The organism is Spirosoma profusum (genome assembly GCF_014699005.1).
Taxonomy (GTDB): Bacteria; Bacteroidota; Bacteroidia; order Cytophagales; family Spirosomataceae; genus Spirosoma; species Spirosoma profusum.
In genome coordinates, this window is record NZ_JACWZY010000009.1 from 19,845 (window position 1) to 46,168 (window position 26,324).

General features: G+C 49.1%; 20 protein-coding genes. 10 read left to right on the forward strand and 10 right to left on the reverse strand.

Annotated elements, in window-relative coordinates:
- Window positions 1-29: 29 nt before the first annotated feature.
- A complete protein-coding gene (locus tag IC229_RS12720) occupies window positions 30-2,048 on the reverse strand; it encodes a M13 family metallopeptidase (RefSeq protein ID WP_190887363.1) in 2,019 nt (672 codons plus the stop codon).
- Between the two features lie 213 nt (window positions 2,049-2,261).
- A complete protein-coding gene (locus tag IC229_RS12725) occupies window positions 2,262-2,699 on the reverse strand; it encodes an SRPBCC family protein (RefSeq protein ID WP_190887364.1) in 438 nt (145 codons plus the stop codon).
- 380 nt (window positions 2,700-3,079) lie between these two features.
- On the opposite strand from IC229_RS12725, the gene IC229_RS12730 reads away from it, so the two are divergent.
- Together IC229_RS12730 and IC229_RS12735 are read left to right on the forward strand one after the other, a co-directional pair.
- Window positions 3,080-6,175, forward strand: a complete 3,096-nt coding sequence (locus IC229_RS12730; RefSeq protein ID WP_190887365.1) for an amidohydrolase family protein — start codon at window positions 3,080-3,082, stop codon at window positions 6,173-6,175.
- A 118-nt stretch (window positions 6,176-6,293) separates the two neighbouring features.
- The gene (locus IC229_RS12735) at window positions 6,294-7,595 is read left to right on the forward strand and encodes an amidohydrolase family protein (protein WP_190887366.1); all 1,302 of its coding nucleotides are present in this window, start codon (window positions 6,294-6,296) and stop codon (window positions 7,593-7,595) included.
- A 69-nt stretch (window positions 7,596-7,664) separates the two neighbouring features.
- Here the strand turns inward: IC229_RS12735 and IC229_RS12740 are convergent, their stop codons facing one another.
- The 7 genes from IC229_RS12740 to IC229_RS12770 form a co-directional block, all read right to left on the reverse strand.
- Window positions 7,665-8,423 carry a LytR/AlgR family response regulator transcription factor gene (locus IC229_RS12740; protein WP_190887367.1) on the reverse strand — a complete coding sequence of 253 codons (759 nt, stop codon included), beginning with the start codon at window positions 8,421-8,423 and terminating at the stop codon, window positions 7,665-7,667.
- 49 nt (window positions 8,424-8,472) lie between these two features.
- A complete protein-coding gene (locus tag IC229_RS12745; RefSeq protein ID WP_190887368.1) occupies window positions 8,473-9,585 on the reverse strand; it encodes a sensor histidine kinase in 1,113 nt (370 codons plus the stop codon).
- Window positions 9,586-9,750: 165 nt separating this feature from the next.
- Window positions 9,751-10,110 (reverse strand): T9SS type A sorting domain-containing protein, encoded by a 360-nt coding sequence (locus IC229_RS12750; protein WP_190887369.1) that lies wholly within the window; start codon window positions 10,108-10,110, stop codon window positions 9,751-9,753.
- A 228-nt stretch (window positions 10,111-10,338) separates the two neighbouring features.
- The gene (locus IC229_RS12755) at window positions 10,339-11,409 is read right to left on the reverse strand and encodes a peptidoglycan DD-metalloendopeptidase family protein (RefSeq protein ID WP_190887370.1); all 1,071 of its coding nucleotides are present in this window, start codon (window positions 11,407-11,409) and stop codon (window positions 10,339-10,341) included.
- Window positions 11,410-11,511: 102 nt separating this feature from the next.
- Window positions 11,512-12,477, reverse strand: coding sequence for a thioredoxin-disulfide reductase (gene trxB, locus IC229_RS12760; RefSeq protein WP_190887371.1), 966 nt, complete (start codon window positions 12,475-12,477; stop codon window positions 11,512-11,514).
- 190 nt (window positions 12,478-12,667) lie between these two features.
- Complete coding sequence (locus tag IC229_RS12765; protein ID WP_394355935.1) at window positions 12,668-14,575, reverse strand: OmpA family protein; 1,908 nt, start codon at window positions 14,573-14,575, stop codon at window positions 12,668-12,670.
- A gap of 29 nt (window positions 14,576-14,604) precedes the next feature.
- A complete protein-coding gene (locus IC229_RS12770; RefSeq protein WP_190887520.1) occupies window positions 14,605-15,255 on the reverse strand; it encodes a 7-carboxy-7-deazaguanine synthase QueE in 651 nt (216 codons plus the stop codon).
- A gap of 314 nt (window positions 15,256-15,569) precedes the next feature.
- Here IC229_RS12770 and hisG point away from each other — a divergent pair, with 314 nt between their 5' ends.
- The 8 genes from hisG (at window position 15,570) to metF (ending at window position 25,653) form a co-directional block, all read left to right on the forward strand.
- Complete coding sequence (gene hisG / locus IC229_RS12775) at window positions 15,570-16,430, forward strand: ATP phosphoribosyltransferase (protein ID WP_190887373.1); 861 nt, start codon at window positions 15,570-15,572, stop codon at window positions 16,428-16,430.
- A gap of 103 nt (window positions 16,431-16,533) precedes the next feature.
- Window positions 16,534-17,823: a histidinol dehydrogenase gene (gene hisD, locus IC229_RS12780; RefSeq protein WP_190887374.1), complete on the forward strand. Its 1,290-nt coding sequence runs from the start codon at window positions 16,534-16,536 to the stop codon at window positions 17,821-17,823.
- A gap of 51 nt (window positions 17,824-17,874) precedes the next feature.
- A complete protein-coding gene (locus tag IC229_RS12785) occupies window positions 17,875-18,384 on the forward strand; it encodes a peptide deformylase (RefSeq protein WP_190887375.1) in 510 nt (169 codons plus the stop codon).
- A 124-nt stretch (window positions 18,385-18,508) separates the two neighbouring features.
- Window positions 18,509-19,672 (forward strand): histidinol-phosphate transaminase, encoded by a 1,164-nt coding sequence (gene hisC / locus IC229_RS12790; RefSeq protein WP_190887376.1) that lies wholly within the window; start codon window positions 18,509-18,511, stop codon window positions 19,670-19,672.
- Window positions 19,673-19,749: 77 nt separating this feature from the next.
- Window positions 19,750-20,280 carry a hypothetical protein gene (locus IC229_RS12795; protein ID WP_190887377.1) on the forward strand — a complete coding sequence of 177 codons (531 nt, stop codon included), beginning with the start codon at window positions 19,750-19,752 and terminating at the stop codon, window positions 20,278-20,280.
- A gap of 76 nt (window positions 20,281-20,356) precedes the next feature.
- Entirely contained in the window at window positions 20,357-23,704 is a 3,348-nt protein-coding gene (locus IC229_RS12800; protein ID WP_190887378.1) for a UvrD-helicase domain-containing protein, read from the forward strand.
- A gap of 55 nt (window positions 23,705-23,759) precedes the next feature.
- The gene (locus IC229_RS12805) at window positions 23,760-24,629 is read left to right on the forward strand and encodes a phosphatase PAP2 family protein (protein WP_190887379.1); all 870 of its coding nucleotides are present in this window, start codon (window positions 23,760-23,762) and stop codon (window positions 24,627-24,629) included.
- 64 nt (window positions 24,630-24,693) lie between these two features.
- Complete coding sequence (gene metF / locus IC229_RS12810; RefSeq protein WP_190887380.1) at window positions 24,694-25,653, forward strand: methylenetetrahydrofolate reductase [NAD(P)H]; 960 nt, start codon at window positions 24,694-24,696, stop codon at window positions 25,651-25,653.
- Between the two features lie 67 nt (window positions 25,654-25,720).
- Here metF and IC229_RS12815 read toward each other — a convergent pair whose 3' ends face one another.
- Complete coding sequence (locus IC229_RS12815; RefSeq protein ID WP_190887381.1) at window positions 25,721-26,203, reverse strand: hypothetical protein; 483 nt, start codon at window positions 26,201-26,203, stop codon at window positions 25,721-25,723.
- Window positions 26,204-26,324: the final 121 nt, after the last annotated feature.

Sequence of the window (26,324 nt, forward strand, 5' to 3'; positions counted from 1 at the left end):
AACAGGCGTAACACCAAATCAGCGTTAACTTACCAAACGGTTATCCTGTCCTTTTCAGATTTATACATTTTATCGCCCGGCTGCACATTAAAGGCATTGTAAAAAGGCGTGAAGTTCATCAGCGGTCCGTTCACACGCCACTTGGCCGGCGAGTGCGGATTGGTGTTCACATACATGCCCATGTAGGCGTCCCGTGTTTTGACGCGCCAAATCCGGGCTATCGAAATGAAGAACCGCTGATCGGGGGTAAAGCCGTCCAGTTTCGTCGTGTCTTTTCCCTGCTCGGTCAATTTAAAGGCATCGTACGCAATGGCAACGCCAGCAATGTCGGCGGTGTTTTCACCTACCGTCAAGGCGCCTTTTACATGTACCGAATCCAGCACGGTAAACGTATTGTACTGATCAATCACCTGCTGGGTTTTGGCTTTGAATTTGGCATAGTCCGATTTTGTCCACCAGTTTGTTACGTTGCCATATTTATCAAATTGGGCGCCCTGATCGTCGAAAGAGTGCGTGATTTCGTGGCCAATCACCATACCGATACCGCCATAATTCAGGGCGTCATCGGCGTTAACATCGAAATAAGGAGGCTGTAAAATGCCCGCCGGGAACACAATTTCATTGAGCGGAGGATTGTTGTAGGCTGTTACCGTTGGCGGAGTCGTGTGCCATTCCGTTCTGTCGACAGTTTGCCCTACCTTCGCCAGATTCTGGAGGTAATCATTCTTATTGGTCGACAACCGATTTTCAAAATAAGCGTCTCTTTTTATAGCCACTTTCGAGTAATCCCGCCATTTATCTGGATAGCCAATTTTCTGACTGAAAGCATACAGTTTTTCTTTCGCCTTTGCCTTGGTGGAATCGCTCATCCAATCCAGACGGTTGATACGTGCTTCAAAGGCTTTTTTGAGATTGTCGACCAGAACAGTCATCCGTTTCCGGGCCGATTCCGGAAAATATTTTTTTACGTACAACTGAGCCAGTGCCTCTCCGAGCGAACCGTCAACCGCTTGCGTCATTTCTTCGGCCCGTGTTTTCTTAACCGCCTGACCAGTCAGAATTTTAGTATATTCAAACGAAGCATCAACAAACGGTTGGCTTAAGAGATTTGCATAGTTGGTAAGCGCGTGGGCTTTTAAATAGACTTTCCAATCACTGACAGAAACCGAATCTAACATCCTGTTCAGCTTATCATAATAGGCTGGCTGTTCTACGTTGACCGAATCCGTTTTTACACCCAGGTTGCTTAATAACGTTGTCCAGCGAAGGCTAGGCTGTCTTTTTGACAGAGCAGTGACTGCCAGTTTGTTGTAGTTTGCCTTGACATCCCTACGTTCAATATTCGTTTTATGGGACGTAGCAAGCTGTTTTTCAATGGCATAGATAAGTGCTGCGTTTTTGCTGGCAGTCGTTGTTTCGGTGCCTGTCAATTCAAACAACCGGGTGAGGTAGTTCCGGTAAGCCTGTTGAATCGAGCGTGTTGACGAATCGGTCCTGAAATAATAATCCCGTTCGGGCAAGCCAATTCCGGTTTGATAAAACTGAGCAATATTGACCGTACTCTTTTTGTCATCGGGGCCAACCGAAAAACCAATGATGGATCGATCGCCTACTTTTTGTTCTTCAGCCACCAACTTCAACAACGTAGCAACGTCCATCACGGCATCGATGCGGGCCAATAGGGATTTGATAGGCTCGTACCCACGTTTGTTAATGGCAGCCATGTCCATACCTGACGCGTAAAAATCGCCTACTTTTTGTTCAATGCTACCAGTCGGATTATGCCTTGCCGAAACGCTGTCCAGAATCCCCTGCATTCGAATTCGCTGCGGATAATTCAAAAAGGAATATGAACCCACGCCGGCCTGACTGGCTGGTATTTGAGCCGTATCGGACCAAATGCCGTTGGCGTATTTAAAAAAATCATCACCCGGTTTTTTAGAGGTATCGATTCCCGTAATGACTACGCGTTTTGAATGCTGAGCAGATACGGGTGAACAGGCACAGGCCAGCAATAAGGCCAGCGAGAAATATAGTAGTCTTTTCATAGTTTGTCAGATGTAAGCACGTCCAAAGGTAGGCAATTTACGGGCGGAACCAGTAACAAAACAATGACCTAACCTCAACGTATTGGAAAGCTTTTCGACCCAGGGAACGTAGAACGAGACGGCGATTTCTAACTAGTATGGCAGAAAAAAGAAACAGAAGTGAGCGTGAAGAAATGATTATAAACATAGAGTTAATTAACGTAACGCTTTAAGCTACGTTTCGCTTTCCACGAGTTTTTTCAGTCCGTCCAGAATTTGATCCCAGCCTTTTTCAGAACGTTTATAGCGTTCTTCAGCCCCTTCTCCCTGGCCCACATCGTCGGTGATGGACAACGTAGTTACGCCATTTCGATACGTTAGTTTATCGGTAACGGTTGAAAAATTCGATTCATCACCATCATCGTCACTATTTTCCAAGCTGTATTTCAGGAGTTTATTGGGTTCAATTTGTAGAATCTGGCCCTTCATCTCTATTTTTTTTATCAGGAACATCCGACCCGTGAATAAGATCGTACTGCCAATTTCCCAATCAGAAAAAACTTCGCAATTGAAGAAATACTGTTTGGTTTTTTCCGGGTTGGTCAGTGCATTCCAAACCACCGATGGCTCAGCCTTGATGCTGATTTTTTTCTTGACGACATACGCTTTCATGCTGTTAATGAGCGATTTGTTGGCTACAGCATAACGTAACAACTGCGCCGGGTCGCTACGTATATAAAAGTTCGTTGGTCCCGGATTTGTTTTGTAAAATAGCTACGTAGCTATTTTCAGTAACGAGCGGTATTGCGCTAGTTCATCTGGACAGTCGACACTACGAAAAGACCAAGTGATATACTGCGGAAAAACGTCGTTTGAAAAGACGAAAGGCGTGATAAACAGAGGGGTTAGATAGGTAAATAAACAATTTTAAGAATGAAATAAACCATTAAAATTCGCTTATTTATCGGAATCTTCTTTGGGAAACATGACCAAAGGCACGCTGATTTCTGTATTTTTGACCCTTCACCCAAATCATCAACCAATCTCTATTCATGCAGAAACATCTCCTGACTGGACTGTTTGCGCTGTCAATAACCTACACGGCTCGAGCACAGACCACTTTTCCGCAGAATGGCGTTCACGACGAACGGCCTGGCCTGTATGCCTTCACGAATGCAACTATCATTGTCGATCCACAAACCACACTTAATAATGCTACACTCCTCATTCGCGATGGCAAAGTCGAAGCAGTGGGAACGGCAGTGAGTGTGCCCGCCGGAGCCGTAGTGACCGATTTAACCGGTAAACGGATTTATCCCGCCCTGATCGACATCGACTCCGATTACGGAATGCCCGAAGTGGCACGGGCAACGGGTGGAGGCTTTGGTGGGGGAGGTCGGCCTCCACAGTACGAATCCAACAAAAAAGGACCGTATTACTGGAACCAGGCCATTCAGCCCGAAAACGACGCCAGCCTGATTTTTAAAGCCAATACGTTGAAAGCCGACGAACTTCGAAAACTTGGCTTTGGCGCTGTGCTTACGCATCCGCACGACGGCATTGCGCGAGGTACAGGCGCACTCGTTACGTTAGCCGACGATCGCGAAAACATGCTGATGCTCAAGTCGAACGCTACGGCGCATTATTCATTCAGCAAAGGCAGCTCGACTCAGCAGTATCCTAACTCGATGATGGGTGTGGTGGCCTTGCTACGTCAGGCGCTCTACGATGCAGACTGGTACAAGCGGGCTGGTAATAAAGAGCAATCGAATTTGTCACTCGATGCGTTCAGCCGGATTCAGCCACTGCCCGCCATTTTTGAGGCTAGTGATAAAATGGGCATTCTGCGGGCCGATAAAATCGGTGATGAGTTTGGCGTTCAATACGTTATCCGTACATCTGGCGATGAATACCAACGTGTCGACGAGGTTAAAGCGACCAAAGCGGCCCTAATTGTTCCGCTGAATTTTCCGCAGCCTTACGACGTAGAAGATCCCTGGGATGCTGACAACGTATCGCTGGCCGAACTGAAGCATTGGGAAATGGCACCGCTGAACACAGGTCGACTGGCAAATGCGAACGTAACATTTGCGATCACTACGGCGGGATTACGTAACAAAGCGGATTTCTGGGCTAATCTGCGAAAAGCCATCGAAGGCGGTCTGTCGGAACAAAAGGCACTGGAAGCACTAACTAGTGTTCCAGCCCGGCTGATTCGTGCTGACGATCAGCTTGGTACGTTACAAAAAGGTCGTCTGGCTAATTTTATTATTACGTCCGGAAATCTGTTCAGCGCCGATAATGTAATTTATGAGAACTGGATGCGCGGCAAGCAGCACATTGTGACCAATAAGAATGTAGCGGATTTGCGCGGTACGTGGAATCTCACCATCGGGCAGCAATCGAACCTGAAATTAAATATCACCGGAAAATCGCCTGAAAAGCCTGAATATCAAATTCTTATCGATACGGTAAAAGTGACGCCGAAAGTTGCTGTGTCGGGCGATGTGATTTCCATGCAGGTGCAATTGAATCGTCGAAACCCCGCCACAACCCGGCTGACCGGTTATCGCATGGGTACGACCATTAAAGGAGATGGCGAATCGCCTGATGGCAAAGTCATTACGTGGTCGGCAGTACGTACGGGCGATGCACCACAATCTACGTCTGCTACGTCCACAACGGGAGGGAGTTCAACTGCTACCGTCGCTACGTCAGGTACCGCTACACAACCCACCAGCAACACAGCTGCTACGGTCATTTATCCGTTTGTGGGGATGGGTAATGCGCAACTACCTAAATCTGAGAACGTACTGATTCGGAATGCGACGGTCTGGACCAACGAAAAGGACGGTATTCTGACCAACGCCGACGTACTGGTTGTTGGCGGAAAGATTTCGAAAGTAGGCAAGAGCCTGACGGCTGGGTCTGACGTGAAAGTGATCGACGGTACGGGCAAACACCTCACCAACGGCATCATCGACGAACACTCACACATTGCGCTGCTGTCGATCAATGAAGGTGGGCAATCGAGTTCCGCAGAAGTGCGGATGTCTGATGTGATTAACCCCGAAGACATCAATATTTACCGACAACTGGCGGGTGGTGTTACTACGTCGCAACTGCTGCACGGCTCAGCTAACTCAATTGGAGGCCAGTCGGCTATCGTGAAATTGAAATGGGGCGAATCGCCGGATGGCATGCTGATTAAGGGCGCCGACGGGTTTATCAAGTTTGCGTTGGGTGAGAACGTAAAACAGGCCAATTACCCCAACCCGAACGTACTGACCCGCTTCCCGCAGTCGCGGATGGGCGTTGAGCAGGTGTACATGGACCATTTTACGCGGGCGAAAGAATACCTGCGTATGTGGCAGAATTACAATACGTTGAATGTGAAAGCGAAAGGACTGGCACAAGCGCCCCGGCGGGATATTGAACTGGATGCACTGGGCGAAATTCTGGAGGGCAAGCGGTTCATTACGTGCCACTCCTACGTGCAGTCTGAGATTAATATGCTTATCAAAGTCGCTGATTCGCTGGGCTTTAAGGTCAATACGTTCACGCACATTCTGGAGGGTTATAAACTGGCTGACAAGATGGCGAAACACGGTGCTGGTGGCTCGTCGTTTGCCGACTGGTGGGCGTACAAAATGGAAGTGCACGATGCCATTCCGTACAATGCCGCACTCATGCACCGCCAGGGCGTAACGGTTTCCATCAACTCCGACGATGCCGAAATGGCCCGCCGTCTGAATCAGGAAGCCGCTAAAACTGTGGAATATGGCGGTGTTAGCGAAGAAGATGCCTGGAAAATGGTGACACTGAATCCCGCAAAACTGCTCCATCTCGACAATCGTCTGGGTAGTATTAAAGTGGGCAAAGACGCTGATTTAGTGTTGTGGAACGCGCATCCACTGGCAATTTACGCTCGTCCTGAAATCACGATGATTGAGGGGACTACTTACTTCAGCCTGAAAGACGAAGACGCCAAACGCGACGCCATGCACGCCGAAAAAGCTCGTATAGTACAGAAAATGATTTCCGCCAAAGCAAGCGGTTCGCCCACCGTTCGTCCTACGTTCCGGCGTGCCCGGATGTGGCATTGCGAAGACATTGAAGGCGTTATCGCTGAAGGAGAAGAAAAATAGAAGGCCGATTTTGTCATGCTGAGGAACAAAGCATCTTAATGTTCCCTGGCTAACTTGTTTGGACATCTTAAGATGCTTCATTCCTCAGCATGACAAAATCCAAAACATGGGAAAAGAAATGAAAAAGATCTTCATACTCGCTGCTTTGCTGGTTTCACTGGCGAGTTTTGCGCAGAATCCGGCTCCGGGTGGAGCACAAACAAAAACCATCGCCCTGATGGGGGGGACGGTACACATCGGCAACGGGCAGGTTATCCCGAATGGCGTTGTGCTGTTCAGTAATGGCATCATTACCAACGTAGTAGATGGGACAACGGTTCGGCTCGACCTGACCAACGTAGAGACCATCAGCGTAGCGGGCAAGCACGTTTATCCGGGTATTATTTCGCCCGCGTCGACGGTTGGTTTGCAGGAAGTTGGTGCGGTACGTGCTACCGTCGATAAGCAGGAAACTGGCATCCTGAATCCCAACGTCCGTGCGCTGATTGCCTATAATACCGACTCAGAAATTATTCCGACGATACGTAACAACGGCGTACTTTTCTCGCAGGCCATGCCGCAGGGTGGAACCGTGTCAGGGAGTTCGAGCGTGATGATGTCGGATGGCTGGAACTGGGAAGATGCTGTATTGAAGAAAGATGATGGTATCTGGCTGAACTGGCCGAACTATTTAGCGCGGGAATTTAGTCTTGAGGATTTCTCGACGGTTGTCCGGAAAAACGAACGGCGCACGCAGGCTATCGAAGCGTTACGTACTACGTTCACCGAAGCAAAAGCGTATGCAGCCCTGACCAACCCGATGCCGATGAACCTGAAACTCGAATCGATGAAGGGACTGTTTACGGGTAAACAAAATCTGTATGTGCGGGCTGATTATGGCAAAGACATCATCGAAGCCGTTACATTCGCCAAGTCGCTGGCCATTCCGAACGTAGTGATTGTGGGTGGAGAAGAGGCCAATCGGGTAGTTGGATTTCTGAAAGAAAATAACGTACCAGTGATTCTGAGTGCGTTACATCGGTTGCCCAATCGCGAGGACGAAGACGTAGACCTGCCGTATCGGATGCCGGGCATTCTGCATAAAGCGGGCATATTAGTGGCACTGAGCTACGCTGACGAGTGGTGGCGGACACGCAACTTACCGTTTCTAGCCGGAACAGCCGCTGGCTTTGGTATAACGGATAAGGAAGAAGCGCTCAAACTTGTTACGTCGAATACCGCGAAAATTCTGGGCATTGATAAACTGGTCGGTACGTTAGAAAAAGGTAAACACGCTACGTTGTTCGTGTCGGCGGGGGATGCGCTGGATATGCGTACAAACGTAGTGGAACACGCTTTTGTGCAGGGCCGTAAAGTGAATCTGGACGACCGACATAAACGGTTATACAAGCAGTATAAGGATAAATACGAGCAGAAATAACTAAGGCGTTAACCGAGAATCGTTACGTAGGTCATTACTCCCAGTAATGGCCTACGTAGCGATTCTCGGTTAACGTCCCAGCCAATCTTTGAAATCAGACAGACGACTCAGGCTGACGAATACTTCCTGTCGGGTAGTAGGCTGTAAATCAAGCTTTAGTTTGCCAGCTGAATACGTATGAATCGTTTGTATTGCTGAACGAGCGACTAAAAACTGCCGGTTTGCCCGAAAAAACTGCGACGGACTCAGAATGCCGGCTAACTGATCGAGGCTGTATTCGAGGGGTAGAAACTGGCTGTCTTTGGTCATCAGAAACGTAGCTTTCTCTTCTGAATAGAAATAAGCAATGTCACGGGTTTCGATGCTCCGAATCTTCGTGCCGATGCTGATCATAAACCGCTCTTTATAAGGTGATTCCCGAAACTGTTGTACGACTTGCAACAGTTGAGTGAGGTCGGGGCTGGTTGCTACGCTACGTAGCGTTTTTAACTTGGTTAGTGCGTTTACCAGTTCTTCTTCATCAACAGGTTTCAGCAGATAATCAATGCTGTTGACCTTGAACGCCTTGATCATGTACTCATCATAGGCAGTCGTGAAAATAATTGGTGTGGTCAGATGGATTTGCTCGAAAATGGTGAACGCCAGACCGTCTTCCAGATGAATATCCATCAAGATCAAATCTGGCGAAGGATTTTGCGACAACCACGTAACGGATTCCCGTACCGAAGGTAACTGGGCGAGAATATGGATACTGGGATCATATTTTTTGAGCATCCGTTCAAGGTGCCGCGCCGAACGCGCTTCATCTTCAATAATCAGTACGTTCATAATTTAAAGAGTGAAAGAGTGAATAGCTACCGCGAAATTATTCGCTCTTTCACTCATTTAATAAGGGTATTTTGACGATGAATGAACCGGCTTCATGACCATAACTAATTGGGCGGTCGGTTAGGAGTGCGTAGCGATTCGTGATATTTTGAAGCCCTACACCTGTGGACGGCTCTGGCTGGTCGCGCGGTTGAATGGGATTTTCGACGATCAGCCAGTCGTCCTGCGTATAGATACGTACCAGCAGCCGTTCCTGAAGCGACATTCGGTTGTGTTTCACCGCATTTTCAACGAGTAACTGAAGCGTTAGTGGAGCAATCTGACACTGAAGCTGGTTCTCCTGCGATACGTCGATAATTACTTCAAACTTGTTCTCGAAGCGAATCTGAAGCAGAAACGTATACGCTTTAATGAAATCCAGTTCAGTTTTGAGCAAAACCATATCCTGATTCCGTTGCTCTAAAATGTATCGATACGCTTTTGATAATCGCTTGATAAACTGTTCGGAGAGTTCGACATCCTCATGAATCAGCGAGGTCAGAATACTTAGGCTGTTGAAAAGAAAGTGCGGACTGAGCTGCTGTTTCAGCGCTTCGAATTGGCTAAGCAGTGCTTCTTTTTCTAAGCGCTCGGCTTTAAGCTGTACATCTTTTATTTGTTGAAAAGCCCGCAAATTAATTGTCAGATAAAAGGCAGACAGCATAATAACGACCGAGAGAACGTTATTGGCCCGCTTAATGTAAGCCAACACTTCTGGGCTAAACGGTGAGCCCTTCGACTTGTGTGCCATTGAAGGCCCAAAATGATCCACCAGAAATGCTATTCCCCCCAACACAAGGTGAAGCATCTGGGTGAAAAAAATGGAAAGGACCAGGGCAATGAGAAAGGTGAACAGAAATGATTTACCACTAAACCCCATCAATACGTCTTTGCCGAATAGACGAAATAATTGACGCTGACACCAATCTGTAACCGTAATTCCGAGATAATAAAGAACAAGGTTAATCAGAGCAAAAGCCGCAAAAAACGGAAACGCCCGGTAAATGGTAGTCCAATTACGTGCCGAATCCGGTAGGTTGACATAAAGCAGCAAAGGCGAAAAAAGCCCCAATAAATACAGGGCAATCTGCCATTTCTGCCTCGAAGTAAGTCGGTTATGCATGTTTCGGGTTGACCTGCAAAATGATAAAAGTATCCGGTAGCACCATTAATAGAAACGAAAGCATTACGTTTCTTCGGGCTACTACGTGACTTTAAACATAGAAACCGGTGGCTAGCCGGTTTCTACAGTCAGTTAATCAGGAAAGAATCCCAGGAGGCTAGCTTGTTACGATTCCTGTACAACGAAGCTCTCATAGGGATCGGCCTGAACAACAAACGTTTTGGTAACCGTTTGGTCTCCCGTTTTCAGCACCAGTTGATACGTGCCCATACTCAGGTTTGAGAAATCGAAAGCCTGGCTAAGTCCTTTTTGAAGCGATACGTTCGCGTTGTAAATGTTCTGACCGTTTGCGTCCCGAATGGCCAACTGACCTTTGGCCTGAACTGGTTGAACGTAAAGTTTGAGTTTGTGATCAGTTGTCATCACCACACGGGTTTCTGATGTAGAAGGCTGATCCGTTGCTTGATTGGCGAACGATGCAGTACCGGCGATCAGTCCCAGCATCAGTGTAAGTACTTTTTTCATGGCTTGTTTTATGTTTTGGTTTGTTTATCTCGTTTTTGACGGTTCTCCGTTGCGATGAGACAAAGTTGCAATGGGTATGACAAGCCTGAAAATCAAAGGCGACGAACGCTGGAATTAGCCGGACGACTGCGGGTTTTCGGGTGATGACTAATTGACTAATGGGGATGACATTCAAAAAATATCCCGAAAGTTTACACATCCGGGATAGTACATCTTGGGAATCAATGGTTAATGTACTCGCAACTTTTGTCCCGGCCGAAGGCGCGAGCCTGAGATATGATTTTTACGTTTCAACGAAGATACCGACATACCGTAGCGGTCGGCGATGGAACTGAGTGTTTCACCTGAACGTACGCGATGCAGCACTGTCCGTTTAAGGCGCGGCCTTGAACTGGATTCTGACGAAGACGACCGCCCACCCCGCAAATAATCCCAGACGGAACTGGTTAACAGAAAATGATCGGAGTTGATGGTGTTCTCGGGGAAGGAGAAAATATTTAAAGGAGTAAATGGATTTCCTTCGTAGCGTGTCTCAAAGTGAAGATGCGACCCATAACTCCGCCCTGTGCTACCTCCCAGACCCACCTGGTCGCCTGCTTTGACGAGCTGGCCGTTTTCAACGGTTTGCTTCGACATGTGGCCGTAGAGTGTTTCAAGGCCATTATAATGTCGAACCAGCACAAATCGGCCCCAGCCACTACCATCCCAGCCTACTATCCGGACGATACCATCGAAAGCTGAATAAACAGGCGTTCCAGTTTCCAGGTCGAGGTCAACGCCAGCATGCCAGCGCCCCCAGCGATACCCGAAATTAGAGGTCATTTTACCGACGTCCAGCGGAGACGACCAGTATCGGTTCGCTGGCGGGTCATATAACTTGATATCGATAGCTTCGTCGAACTCAAGGGGATTGATGTTATAAGGATCAACGGTTCGTGAATCCCAGACCGCATAATAATCGGCGATTTTAACCCATTCTGTACCTACAAGAACAGAGTCGATCACTTCAACCACACTGGTTTCACCCTGATCAATCTGGCTGGTGTCTTCACTAACCACTGGGTTTAATTCTTTCTTGGGTTCAAACTGACTGTTGAAACGTAGCTGGGTTGGTTCCTGTTCAAACTGTTCGTCTGCTTTTTGCGGTTGCTGAACGACCGGAGCATTCGGTTTTTCTTCATTCTTGGGTGTAATACGCAGGTTATTTTTAAATCGCCCGCGCTCTTGCGCCTGTGTTGGCAATGCCAGAAACAGGCAACACCCAATGGCCAATAGCCACTGTGTAGCGGTTTTTCTCATCACAGGTATAGATGAGTTCCAGGTTTCAGCCGGGCCGCCGGGCGGTTGGCTGACGCGAAAACCGCCCGGCGGCCCGGCTGAAACCTGGAACAGATTAGTATCTTAAATTTCTTCGGCCTGCATTTCCAGCGTAACCAGATAACGCTCGGCGTCAAGGGCGGCCATACAGCCTGTACCAGCAGCCGTAATGGCCTGTCGGTACACATTATCCTGCGCATCGCCACAGGCAAACACGCCCGGTACGTTGGTTCGGGTACTCCCTTTCTCAACAATAATGTAGCCGTTATCGTCAAGTTCGAGGTAGTCGCGGAAAATGCCCGTGTTCGGCGTGTGACCGATGGCCACAAAAAAGCCTGTTACATCCAGAATCCGTTCTTCACCCGTTTGAGTATCTTTTACCCGAACGCCGTTCACACCTTCGTCGCCCAGTACTTCTTCTGTAACGGTATTATACAGGATTTCAATATTGGGAGCCGTTTGCACGCGTTTCTGCATGAATTGCGACGCCCGCATCTCGTCGCGACGTACCAGCATATACACTTTCCGGCAAAGATTCGCCAGATAGCTGGCTTCTTCAGCGGCTGTATCGCCAGCTCCGACAATTGCTACGTCCTGACCCCGGAAAAAGAAACCATCACAAACGGCACAGGCTGATACGCCTAATCCGTTGAGACGCATTTCGGAGGGTAAACCGAGCCATTTGGCCGAAGCACCCGTCGAAATAATAATCGAATCTGCGGTGATTTCGTGTTTGTCGTCAACGATAGCCCGGTGTGGATTGTCGTGGCTGGGTTGATCTACAAACTGCACGCTGGTAATCAGGCCATAGCGAATATCAGTACCAAACCGACGAGCCTGCGCTTCCAGGTCCTGCATCATCTGCGGACCATGAACGCCGTTCGGATAGCCTGGAAAATTATCGACTTCATTCGTAATGGTGAGTTGCCCGCCGGGCTGACCGCCCTGATACAGAACGGGATTCATATTCGCACGAGATGCGTAAATGGCCGCTGTGTAACCGGCTGGGCCAGAGCCTATAATCAAGCACTTAACGTGTTCGGATGTCATTGCAGAGAAACGAAGCAAAATGAAAAAATACCCCCTGCCGATGTTTAGCTGGACGAGGGTATCTTGACAACATACACAAAATTGAAAAAAATCCCGCAGGAAAGCAAAGAGTGAACGTGTGAATGAGCGAAAGAGTAAATAGCTTGCGTTAGCCATTCACTCTTTCGCTCGTTCACACATTCACTCTTTGCTATATCACGCGCCACTCGATACGTCGGTTCAAGCGTCGGTTTTCGTCAGTCGTGTTAGGGGCCACGGGTTTAGATTTGCCGTAACCGATGGCTTTGATACGTGTTGCGGGTATTCCGGCTTTAGTGAGATAAGCCGCTATAGATTGGGCTCGCTTTTGAGAAAGGGTCTGATTAGCAGTTGCATCGCCTTTGTCGTCGGTATGGCCCGAAATTTCGACGTTCAGAGTCGGGTTGGCCTGTAAAAAGGCAGCCAGTCGGTCGAGTTCGGTACGTGACTTCTCGGCCAGATCGTAGCGACCTGATTCGAAGAATAAATTATTGAGGGTTTCATTGGCCGAACTTCCAGCCGCTGCTGGCTCCAGAGGGACACTCAGTGATAGGCCATCGCCTTTGGTCTTCTGGGTAAAATCGAACGATAGGCTTTTGAAAAGATAGCCTGGCACACTCACGTAGAGCGCGTATTCGCCCCCACTCGGCAATACGGCCGTATACTGACCCGTCTGAGCATCGGCCTGCACCCGCGACACTACCTGGTTGGTTTTTAGGTCAATCAGTTCGACTGTGGCTGATAAGGGCTTTTTCGTTTTTGCATCCTCAACAACTCCTTTCAGATAGCTAACTGACTTGATACGTTCACGTAGCGTTTCAGGTAGATCGAACGTATAGAGCCTTGATTTCTGCGAAATTCCATCTTTTTGCTCTTCAAACGAGTAGTACGCCCGCGTTCCGTTGGCTGCTACAAACAGGGACGCCTGATCCTCTGACGTATTGATCGGGTATCCCAGATTAGTAGGCATCGACCAGCCCGAGGCTCCGTTATCGGCCACAAACAAATCGTAACCACCCATTCCAATGTGGCCTTCTGACGCAAAAAACAGGCTTTGCCCGTTGGCGTGAATAAAGGGAGAAGCTTCGTTAAAAGCCGTATTTACAGGCTCACCCAGATTAACAGGTTCGGCCCATGTGCCGTCGGAGCCGATGTCGCTCTGCCAGATATCGCGCTGGCCTTTGCCACCCGGTCGGTCAGAAATAAAATAAAGTCGTCGTCCATCCGCCGACAAGGCAGGCTGCGACTCGTAATATCGCGTATTGACTATTGGGCCTAAATTTTCGGGACTCGACCAATCGTTGCCCGTTTTATGGCTCACATATAAATCACAACTGCCAAAACCTTTACGTCCCTGACAAGCCGTAAAAACGATGGTACGTCCATCAGCGGAGAGACTGGCTGTTCCCTCATTCTCAGGCGTATTGATGCCCGGCGACAACGAAACTGGTGGCGACCAGACTTCGCCATTGAACGTAGCCGCCATCAGATCTTCGTCACCTTCGGGTTTCAGCGCGGTAAAAACCAACGTCTGTTCATCGGCCGTCAGCACTGGGAAATACTGCGAAGGCGTCGTTTGCAGTACCGACGAAATAGGTTTGGGATCGACGTTCTGCGGATGTTGCATCGCTTCCTGACCAAATCGAGCATTGGCCAACTGTCGGTTAATACGTTTCACCTGCGCCGACTGCGGGGCAAATAACGTCTGGTATTTTTCGAGGTAGGGGAGTGCTTCACCGTAGCGTCCTAACCGAAGCAGAATCGTACTCAACGATTGGTAGGCCGGTGCCGATGCCGGACTGTCGGGCTGCAACTGGATGGCATCTCGGTAAGCGGCAATGGCCGGTTCGAATCGTTTCGTAAATTCGTAAAGCTGACCAAGTTTCAGATGGGCATCTAAGAAATTTGGGTCCTGTTTAACGGCCTGTTCCATAAACGGAATGGCCTCGCCCGCTTTCCGTTCCCCAAACAGTTTGATGGATTGCGCGTAAAGTTCCTTCGCTTTCTTATCCTGGGCGAAGGAAAAATGTATAATGAGAAATGAGAAATGAAAAATGAGAATGAATGAATGGATTGTCATGCATTTTGCATTATTCATTATACATTCACTTAGGGAATGTCCATGTACTTGTGGGTCTGCAACGAAATTTGCCATTGCGGATTATTTTTTACGTAATCAACGATGCGAGGTAGCATTTCATTGGAACGACTCCACTCAGTTTGTAAAAAGAGTTTGCAGTCGGGACGTAAAAAGGGCACGAATGACTCCGCAAAGGCGAAATCGGACGCATTATAAATGATAACTTTTAATTCGTCGGCTTGATCGAAAATGGCCGGATTGGGCTTTTTAAACTTCTTGGGGGAGAAACAGATCCAGTCCCACGAGCCCGTAACCGCCTGGCAAACCCCCGATGTTTCGATGTTCGTGCGGAAACCGGCGTCTTGCAGGGCTTGGGTTAACTCGGTCAGGTTGTGCATTAAGGGTTCGCCACCCGTCACGACCGCCATTCTTCCCGGATGACGTAACGCACCTTCGACTATCGAATCAATACTTAGTTTCGGATGAATATCAGCGTCCCACGATTCTTTTACATCGCACCAATGGCAACCGACATCGCAGCCGCCGAGTCGAATAAAATAAGCTGCCCGACCCGTATGTGCCCCCTCGCCCTGTAGCGTATAAAACGCTTCCATAACGGGCAACGTAGCGGCTGACTCCACTTGTGTTTTTACCGAATGTTGTTTCTGCTCCAGTACCATAGTGCAAAGATACGGACTATAAATGAGTGAAAGAGCGAATGAGCGAATGAGTGAATAACCTGCTGGGCAATCAGCTTGCGTCAGCTTTTCGCTCATTCGCTTTTTCATTCTTTCGCTCATTATCCGTACCTTCGTGCCATGATTTCAAAACGGGCAACACATTCTCCCTTTCGACATCGGCACCACCATCGTGCCTGATACGTTCATGCGTCGGCATTTGTCCGTTTTCTCTATTTTTGCCCTGATTTCCCAAACCGTAGTTTAGTTCTCCAGGAGTATGAATGATTTCATACCTCCTACATCCTGCACAATTAATGTCTTCTCTGTTACGTATTGCCCTGCAAAAATCGGGTCGGTTGAGCGAAGATTCGTATCAACTGTTCAAAGAGTGCGGTATCCGTTTCGACTACGGTACCGGTAAACTCAAATCCATTTCGTCGAATTTCCCCGCCGAATTTCTATTCCTGCGTGATGACGATATTCCCGGATACGTAGAAGATGGCGTAGCGGATTTAGGAATTGTTGGTGAGAACGTAGCGGTCGAGATGGGCCGTAATGTGAAGACAATCCATAAGCTTGGTTTCTCAAAATGCCGACTGTCTATTGCCATTCTACGTGGTACGGAGTGGACGGGCGTGCAGAGTCTGGAAGGAAAGAATATTGCTACGTCCTATCCCAATCTGTTAGGGAATTATCTGGCCGGAGAGGGCGTCAAGGCGCATATTCACGAAATCAGCGGGTCGGTTGAGATTGCACCGAGCATTGGTCTGGCCGAAGCCGTCTGCGACATCGTCAGTTCGGGCAGTACGTTACTAAGCAATGGCTTAAAAGAAGTGGAAACCATTTTCCGTTCCGAAGCCATCCTGATTACCCACACTGAACTTGATGCCGACAAACAGGCATTGGCTGATAAATTATTGTTCCGAATAAAATCAGTACAGGCCGCCAAAAACAATAAATACATTGTCCTTAACGCGCCGAATCACGCACTGGAACGTATTACGTCCCTGCTACCCGGTATGAAAAGCCCGACCGTAACGCCATTGGCTACCGAAGGCTGGAGTTCCGTACATTCGGTATTAAATGAAAATGAGTTCTGGGAAAATATCGAAGCCATCCGTGCCGCCGGTGCCGAAGGAATTCTGGTGATTCCCATCGAGAAAATGATCTATTAAAATTTAGTTGCTAGTCGATAGTCAAGAGTCATTAGTCGTCAGAGGAGTTGAAAGGAGTGATGACTATTAATAAGCCACTATCGACTGACGACTATCGACCACTATGAATATTATCCCTTTTCCGCAACGTAGTGAATGGTCCGCTTTGCTCGCTCGGCCTGTTCAGGCGACCGAACAGATTGAAGCGGCTGTAGCACCAATTCTGGCGCAGGTCAGAGCTGGTGGCGATGCTGCGCTGGTTGAGCTGACGAGAAAGTTCGATAAACTGGACGTAACAGCCAGCGGACTCGAAGTGAACGTAGCAGCACTCGATGCCGCCGAAAACCAACTTAGCGATACGTTAGAAGCTGCCATTCGGCAGGCTTATCAGAACATTCGTCTGTTTCACGAACGGCAAAAGCAGCCCGTCGAGAAAATCGAAACCATGCCCGGCGTTACGTGCTGGCGGAAAAGCGTTGGCATCGATAAAGTTGGCCTGTACATTCCGGGCGGAACGGCTCCTCTGTTCAGTACAGTACTGATGTTGGGTATTCCGGCGCAACTGGCTGGATGTCGTGAGATAATACTTTGTACGCCCAGCGACCATCCGGCCATCTACTTTGCAGCCAAACTAGTGGGCGTTACCCGCGTGTTTCGGATTGGGGGAGCGCAGGCTATCGCAGCTATGGCGTACGGAACCGAGTCGGTGCCGCAGGTGTACAAAATCTTCGGGCCGGGCAATCAATACGTAACGGCAGCGAAGATGCTGGTGGCCAAAGAGGGCGTAGCGATTGATATGCCGGCCGGTCCCAGCGAAGTTGCTATCTACGCTGATGATTCGGCTATTCCGTCGTTCGTAGCCGCTGATTTACTCTCACAAGCTGAACATGGTATCGACAGTCAGGTGCTGCTGGTTTCGACCAGTAAAATGATACTTAACAGTGTTAACCTTACGTTAACAACCCAATTGAGTCGGTTGCCCCGGCAAGCAATGGCCGCTCAGGCTCTGAAAAACAGCAAGATGATTCTGCTTGACAATCAGGAGGATGCGCTGGATTTGCTGAATCAATATGCTGCCGAGCACCTGATTTTGAGCGTCGAAAATGCCGAAACAGTTTCTGAACGTATCACCAATGCGGGTTCTATCTTTCTCGGCAACTACACACCCGAATCGGCAGGTGATTACGCGTCGGGCACGAACCATACGTTGCCTACCAACGGCTTTGCGCGGGCTTACAGTGGTGTATCGCTGGACAGTTTCGTAAAAAAAATTACCGTTCAGCACATTACGCCTGAAGGGTTGCAGCAACTCGGCCCGGTGGTGGAAGCGATGGCCGAAGCCGAATCGCTCGATGCCCACAAACGGGCCGTGAGCCTGCGGCTGGCGAGTTTAGAGGAAGAAAATTTGGCTTGATTTCGTTCGTTTGCTGAAAGAGTATTATCAATTTTAATACGATTAAGCCCTATGAAACACCTCACCGACCTGTTGCTTCTGGGTGATCCTCGTTTGTACGAAACCTGCGATCCTGTGCAGGAAACTGAACTTCCGCTCGTGTCGGGTTGGGTAGCCGATCTGCACAACGTAATGGAAGAAATCCGGGTAACGTATCAGTTTGGCCGAGGCATTGCGGCTCCCCAATTGGGCATCATGAAGCAACTGATTTACCTGAATGTTGACCGTCCTCAGGTGATCATCAATCCCGAAATTGTGACAGCCAGCAACGATATGGCAGAGCTTTGGGACGATTGCATGAGTTTTCCGAACCTGTTGGTACGTGTCCGGCGACATCGCAGCCTGACCCTAACGTATCATGACGAACACTGGCAACCGCATACCTGGAACGTAACAGACTGGGGCTTGTCAGAACTGATTCAGCATGAGTATGACCACCTGAACGGCGTTTTATGTACAATGCGAGCCATTGATGATCAATCATTTCGGTGGCGGCCTACGCCGAAAACGAACGTAGTGTAGGGGAGTAGTTGAATTGGTTGTACTATTTGTTACTCAACCCGGCTCACGCTTTTTCCTCAGAAGTTAAACTAATGGCTGTCGAACCAATTGAGTTCGATGCCCGGTTCTTTCAGAAATTAAACCAATGCAATCATTCAATCTACGTAGTATCCTTCGCCCGCACATTTTGTCGCTAACACCTTATTCGTCGGCCCGCGATGAGTACACAGGCACTATCGGCGTGTTTTTAGATGCCAACGAAAACCCTTACGGCTCAGTCGTAGCGTCCGTGGTTCGGCATTCCGAACGTAGCGACGATAGCGATTACAACCGCTATCCCGACCCGCATCAGTGGGCCATTAAAGAACGGCTGGCACCCATCAAAGGCGTACGGAAATCTCAGATTTTCCTGGGAAACGGCTCCGATGAACCCATCGACCTGCTGGTACGTGCTACGTGTGTTCCGGGGCAGGATACTATTTTGATTATGCCGCCAACGTACGGCATGTATGAAGTATCGGCAGCAATCAATGATGTTCCTATCATTAAAGTACCCTTAATGTCAGATTTTCAGGTTGATACGTCAGCCGTGCTGGCGGCTATTACGGATAAAACGAAACTCATCTGGCTTTGCTCGCCCAATAATCCGTCGGGTAATCTGCTGCAACGGGATGCCATACGTAGCATTCTCGAAGCTGCCGACCATTCCCTAGTAATTGTTGACGAAGCTTATATTGATTTTGCCGATACGTCCTCTTGGACTACCGAACTCGATACGTATCCGAATCTGGTTGTCTTGCAGACCTTTTCCAAAGCCTGGGGATTGGCTGCGCTACGTCTGGGTATGTGCTTTGCGTCGGAAGAACTGATTCAGGTGCTGAATAAAATCAAGCCACCCTATAACATCTCGGCACCTACTCAACAACTGGCGTTAAAAGCGCTGGCTCATGAGGCTGGAAAGAATGAAATGGTAGCGCAAATTTTAGAACAACGGCGTCAGTTGGTCGAAAAACTGCGTTCTTTGCCTGCTGTGCGGGCTATTCACCCGTCGGATGCGAATTTTTTGCTGGTGCAGTTCGATAAAGCAAAAGACGTATTTGAACATCTGATTGAGCAACAAGTGATTGTGCGTGACCGTTCGAAGGTTATTCTCTGCGACGATTGCCTGCGGATTTCCGTCGGTACGTCGGCTGAGAACGAGCGACTGCTGAACGTACTGCAAAACATGAGCAGCGTACCAGTAACGGGCGAACTTCCTCTGGCTACCGGCGAAGCTGCATCGAAGCCTGAATTGGTATCGAATGCCTGATTTTTGTAACAGTCGAAGCAAATTTCATGTTACGAAAACGGAGAATGCCAGTCTGAGAAAGACAAATTACCTACTTTATGAAAAAAATGTATATAGCCGTTTTCGGGGCTATTCTGGGATTGCTTCTTACGTCTGATGTCGCTCTGGCGCAATATAACAACTGGTCGGTGGGGTTTCGGATCGGGGAACCGGCGGGCGCAAACATTCGCAAATATTTTGGCGGAAATCATGCCTTCGATCTGAATATCGGTACGTATGGCGGTATCTATGGTACCCATCGTAGCTATGGGTCAGGGGTTTATAAAAGTGTTGGTCTCACACTTCAGGGGCATTACATCTGGCATCTGGCACTGACGAAGAGCGAAAGTGTTCGCGTATATTACGGGTTTGGTGGACAGGTTAATAACCGCCGTTTTTATCCGCCCCGACTGAACGGCGAATACGAGAATGCGCTTTCTATTGGTGCTTCTGGTATAGGTGGGGTAGAGGTGTTTCCAGCCAGTAAACCGTATTCGTTTTTCCTGGAAGCCGGCGGCTACCTCGAACTGCTCCAGGCTCCCTTTTTCATGAATCTCAACACAGGACTTGGGCTGAGGTATAATTTTTAAAAGGCATAGGGCTTAGGACAGAGGGCAGTGGGTAACACCTCTACCCCATGCCCCATGCCCTCTGCCCTAAGCTTCGATGTTCAAAATCTACAGTTCTTCAGCGGGTTCGGGTAAGACGTATACGCTCACGAAAGAGTACCTCAAACTGGCACTCCGACCGGATGAGTACGACGATTATTTCCGGCATATTCTGGCTGTTACGTTCACCAACGCAGCAGCCAACGAAATGAAGGACCGGATTTTGAAAACGTTATCCAGGATTAAAGGGGAGGAGGAAATCACTGACCCTAAAACAGTAGCCCTGCTCGATGAACTGGTCTGTGAAATATATCATATACAGCCTGATTCAGATTCGTTTGCTAGTTACAAAGCAGAACTTCGCCAAAAAGCGTCTTCCGTATTCAAAACCATTCTGCATCGCTACGCCGATTTCAGCGTAACCACCATCGACTCGTTTACCCAGCGTGTAGTAGCGGCCTTCACCGACGAACTTGGGTTGCCTTATTCGTTTGAGGTCGAATTGGAAACGGACGAAGTGCTTGAATTAGCCATCGACAACCTCATCGAAAAGGCGGGTACGGATGAGATGGACGAAATTACGACCATTCTGAGCGAGTACTACACCCATGCGGCCGCCGAAGGAAAAAGCTGGAATCAACTTCCCGAATTGCTCCGCGAATTTGGTCGCAACCTCACCTCCGACCAGTTTTACCAGGCTGTGAACGCAGCCCAGGAACTGTCGCCCAGCGCGTTACGTATGATCCGGACGCAGTTGCTCGCCCATAACCAGCAGGTCGAAGCGGATATTGTGGCGCAGGGACAACGGGCCTGGAAACGTATCACGGAGGCTGGTCTGGACGAAAGTGATTTCACGTATGGGAACGCTGGTGTAGGCGGATACCTGCGTGCGATAGCTGAGGGAAATACGGGTAAAGAACCGGGGACACGCGTTAACAATGCCGTAGAGAAAGGCGAATGGTATGGGAAGAAAACGCCCATGCCGGTTCAGGGCATGATCGACGCCATGACCGACGAACTGAGCGATTGCATCCGGCAGATTCAGGCCATCCGCGACGAACAGGGACAACAGGTAGCGCTGTTCGACTGTCTGCTGCCGCATTTGCAGAAACTGGCCCTGCTGAAGCAAATGCGGATTGAATTCGATGATTTGCTGCGGAAAGACGGCCGGGTTCACATTTCAGAATTTAACAAGAAAATTCTGACTATAGTGTCGTCGGAGCCAGTGCCGTTTTTGTACGAGCGATTGGGTACCCGATACAATCACATCCTTATCGACGAGTTTCAGGATACGTCCCGATTGCAGTTTGCCAATCTGCTGCCGCTCATTGAAAATTCGCTCGCGGGCGACCATTTAAATATGGTTGTGGGCGATGGAAAGCAGGCCATTTACCGGTTCAGGGGGGGCGATATGGACCAGATTGTAGCGCTCCATAGCGATAAGCTTGATAGCCTGAAATCTGCGCATAACCCCGAATCCTGGACCGCCGACCGTATTGAGGGGCTAAAACGGCATCTTGACCCCAATGCTTTAACTGTCAACCGACGTAGCGCAGTACCAATTGTTCGTTTCAACAATGATTTCTTTGATTTTACGGCGCAAGAGTTTCGGGGACAGCATCCCAAACTAACCGACATATTTGATGAGAATAAGCTCTTTCATCAGGAAACTCCCAAAGAGGCTAACCAGAATGGACACGTCCAGATCGATTTTGTAGCCCACGACGAAGAAGCCGACAAAGACCTGACTGCCCGGATGCTCGAAACCACCCTCTTGCATCTGGAAAAGGCGCTGGCCGATGGCTATCGTTACGGCGACGTAGCGATCTTGTGCCGCAAAAAAGCTCATGCCCGAATTTTAGCTAATGAGCTGAACAACAGGCAAATTCCGCTCGTGTCGGCCGATTCACTGTCGCTGGAGTTTTCGCAGCCTGTCAAATGGCTCATTACGCTCATGCGGTTGCTTCAGCGACCCGAACAGCGACTGCTACGTTATGAATTGCTGTATCTGTTCCACCGGGTTGTGCGCGGTATTTTCCCCGACGACGAACTGACAGAAACGCTACGTCGGACTGCCGAAACGGCCGACATCGCGGCCATGTACAACTACCTGACCGCAGAAGGTTATCCCGTCGACCCATACGAACTGAGCCAATTGAACCCATATGAACTGGCCGAACGATTAACGGCGCAGTTCGGCCTCTTTCGGCAGGCCGAACATAATCCGTTTCTATTCCGGTTTCTGGACGAGGTTCTGGCGTTTAACCACAAACGTAGCGGTCACCTGAGCGATTTTCTGTTGTATTGGGAAGGCGTTCAGGAGAAAGTGTCGGTGGAGGGAAGTGCTCGTAATGCCGTAACTATTGAGACGATCCATAAAGCAAAAGGCCGGGAATTTCCAGTCGTTATTATCCCCTTTGCCAACTGGCGGGTCGAACCTATTAATGATAGTACGATCTGGCTCGACCTGACTGATATTCAGACGGATGCCCTTTCGCACGTAGCGGGTACCGGCCAATCGACCCGGCTTATGTCAGCTCCGTCGAATACCACCAGTAAGCTACGTAACACAGCGGTGGCGGCTCAGTATGAGGAAGAAATGACGCGGACATTTATCGAAAATATGAACCTCCTCTACGTTGCCTTCACCCGACCAACCGACCGGCTGTACATCGTCAGTAAATCATCGGATTTTGGGAAAGGAAATAATCAGCGGGATGTGAGTTACTGGCTGCACGCCTTTCTGCGCGGTAGCGAAGCTGCTCAGTTGTGTGGCTGCGCCTGGGAAGAAGGACGTAGCAGCTATGAAATCAGCCTGTGTGCCGATGTAAAAGCGCGGAAAGAATCTGATGCTACGTTGGATGAGATTATTCTGGATGAGATCGTTAGCGGGAATCGGGGGCAGGATCTGCAACTGCGTCGGCTGGCCGACCGGATGTTCGACGTAACGACCTTTGAACAAACCCGCGAACGCGACCGTAAACTGTGTGCCGCCCTAAGCCTCATCAAAGGCCCCGAAACTATTGATACCAGCCTGAGACGATTGCTGAGCGAAGGGTTGATACGTCAGGCTGAACGGGCCGAACTCAGACAGCATTTGCTGAACATTGTGTCGCATCCGGCGCTATCGCCTTTATTCGACGCAACGCTACGTATCGACACTGACCGGAATATCCTGAGCAGTAGTCGGATTCATGGCGCCCCGCATCGGGTTGTCCATTTCCCGGATGGGCAAATTGTACTGGTACAATATGAATCGGCTACTGACTCAGTCGAGGAAAGTCTCGACAATCTGGCAGCTTCTTTACGATACTTTACAAACTTATACCGAGAAATGGGATTCCCCGAAGTTGAAGGGCGACTCGTGTTTTTAGGCGACGAGCCCAAAGTGGTTCGGGTGGTATGATTTGTGTAGTTAATGAATAATGTGAAATGGATAATGAATAATGATTTGTACAGAAATGGTAAAATCTTTTAGGAATAATTGGCAGGAAATTCTGAAGAAAAAACGTATTGGTATCACATTATTTATTATCCATTATTCTTTATTCATAACTCCTCTTTCAGCCCAGTCTCCTTACGAACTACGTACGGGTCGTGAAATTACGCTGCTGGGAGTGGGGGCCGCTACGTTAGGTGGCTCATTCGCACTCGCCCACAACATTGATCCACTTACTCAGGCTGAAATCAGCGTATTGAAACGCGCTGACGTAAATTCGTTCGACCAGAAAGCAACGTATCAATGGTCGACGACGGCGGATAAACTCAGTGACGTAACACTGGCGGGTACCATCGGCATAACAGGTTTACTGACGATAGGTACAAAACCCATGCGGCAGGATCTAAAAACGGTGGCCGTAATGTATATCGAAACCATGCTGCTGGCGAATGGCGTGAAAGGTATGGTGAAAGCCGTTACGCAACGTACACGCCCGTTTGTTTACAATCCTGATGCACCCCTGGCCGATAAACTGGAACGTGACGCTCGGCAGTCGTTTTTTTCAGGACACGCAACCAATGCCTTTGCTACCGCCGTTTTCACGGGGGAAGTGTTCCGGCATTATTTTCCGCACTCGAAGCTGAAGCCGGTCGTATGGGTAGGCTCGCTTGGACTGGCGACGGCGACGGCGGTGCTACGTTACGAGGGTGGTCTGCACTATCCGTCTGATTTACTGGCGGGTGCTGCGTTCGGTACGTTAGTAGGATGGGGTATTCCGAAACTCCATGAAGTTAAAAAACAGACGGCTCTGGGCCGCCGACTCGATATACAGCCGTGGAGCAATGGAGCTGCCAACGGAATCTATGTGCAGTTGTCTATGTTCTCGCGGTAAGTTTTTCTGCTTTTTCGAGTCGTACTACGTTCATTTTCTAACGTAGCACACCTGTTTTTTAGAAATGACCAAAATTACCGACCACATCAAGGCCGCAAACGGCAAACCGATTTTTTCCATTGAAGTCATTCCGCCCATCAAAGGCGACAACCTGAAAAATCTGCTCGACAATATCGAGCCGTTGATGGAATTCAAGCCACCGTTTATCGACGTTACGTACCACCGCGAAGAATACATCGAACGGCCGCTTCCCGATGGCACTATCCAGAAAATTGTGACGCGCAAACGGCCCGGTACGGTCGGTATCTGTGCCGCTATCATGCACCGTTTCGGCGTCGACCCGGTGCCGCACGTACTCTGTGGCGGCTTCACGCGCGAAGAAACTGAAGATTTCCTGATCGACCTGCATTACCTCGGCATCGACAATACGCTGGTGCTACGTGGTGATCCCGCCAAGCCATTTACAACGTTCAAGGCCAAAGAAAATGGCTACTCATATGCCAGCGAACTGGTGGAGCAGGTAGCCAATATGAATCGGGGAATTTACCTGCACGAAGAAGATACGGCGCTGGCACCCAGTAGCTTCTGCATTGGCGTAGCGGCTTATCCCGAAAAGCATTTCGAAGCCGCCAACCACGATATTGACTTTCACTATCTGAAGCAGAAAGTGGAACTAGGCGCCGACTACATTGTAACGCAAATGTTCTTCGACAACAAGAAATACCTGGATTTTGTCGAACGCTGTCGACACCATGACATTACAGTGCCCATCATTCCGGGCTTGAAGCCGTTAAGCACTCGCAAACAACTGCAAATTCTTCCCAAACTCTTTCATCTGGAGTTGCCCGATGACTTGGTTAATGCAGTGGAAGCCTGCGAAAACGACCAGCAAGCCCGGCAGGTAGGTGTAGAGTGGTGCGTTCAGCAAGGCCGCGAACTGATTGACGCAGGCGCTCCTGTACTCCATTTCTACACCATGGGCAAAGCCGACAACGTTATGAAAATCGCCCGCGAGCTATTTTAGGAGCTAGATGGAACGTAGCAGTTTTGTCATGATGGATAGGTAGTTACTTCTGCTTTAAAACAACCCATCAGCGGTTAATTTCAATAATTAATATCCAGGCGTCATAAATCGCTTTGATAAAGGACAGCAAAATCGTGGGAACTACCCAGTAAACCGCTGTCAGGCCATTGGTTATGATCAGGATACCAGCCAGCCAGGACGGTAGAATGATGAGCTGCGTAACCAGTAGGCTGAAGCGATACGAGCGTTTGTAGCGAACGGGCGTCTTTGTCAGCAGCCGCCAGCTAACCCGCAGGGCAATCATGCTGGTGATCAAACCTAAAATCAAAAGCTCACTGCCAAGTATCCACAAGGGTTGGTCGGGTACCAGTCCACAACAGGAAATCAGCAGTACGTTAATCGGTAAAAGCAGACTCTCGAGGGTTTTGCCCGGAAGATTGGGATACGAAAGTATTTGTTTCAGACTGATTGAAACGCTCACGAAAATAAAGCCTACCAGGGCTGCTGATGCGCCGGCCGTAGCCACGAAGAAATCACTCCAGTTTTGCATGTGTTTTTTGGATTATGATCGTTGGCAAACTGTGCAGAGGTAGGGAGATAAAGCCCCAAAACGACTGAATTTGGCGGTTTCGCCAATAACAAAGCCGACCAGAAATAACGGCGTATTGCCC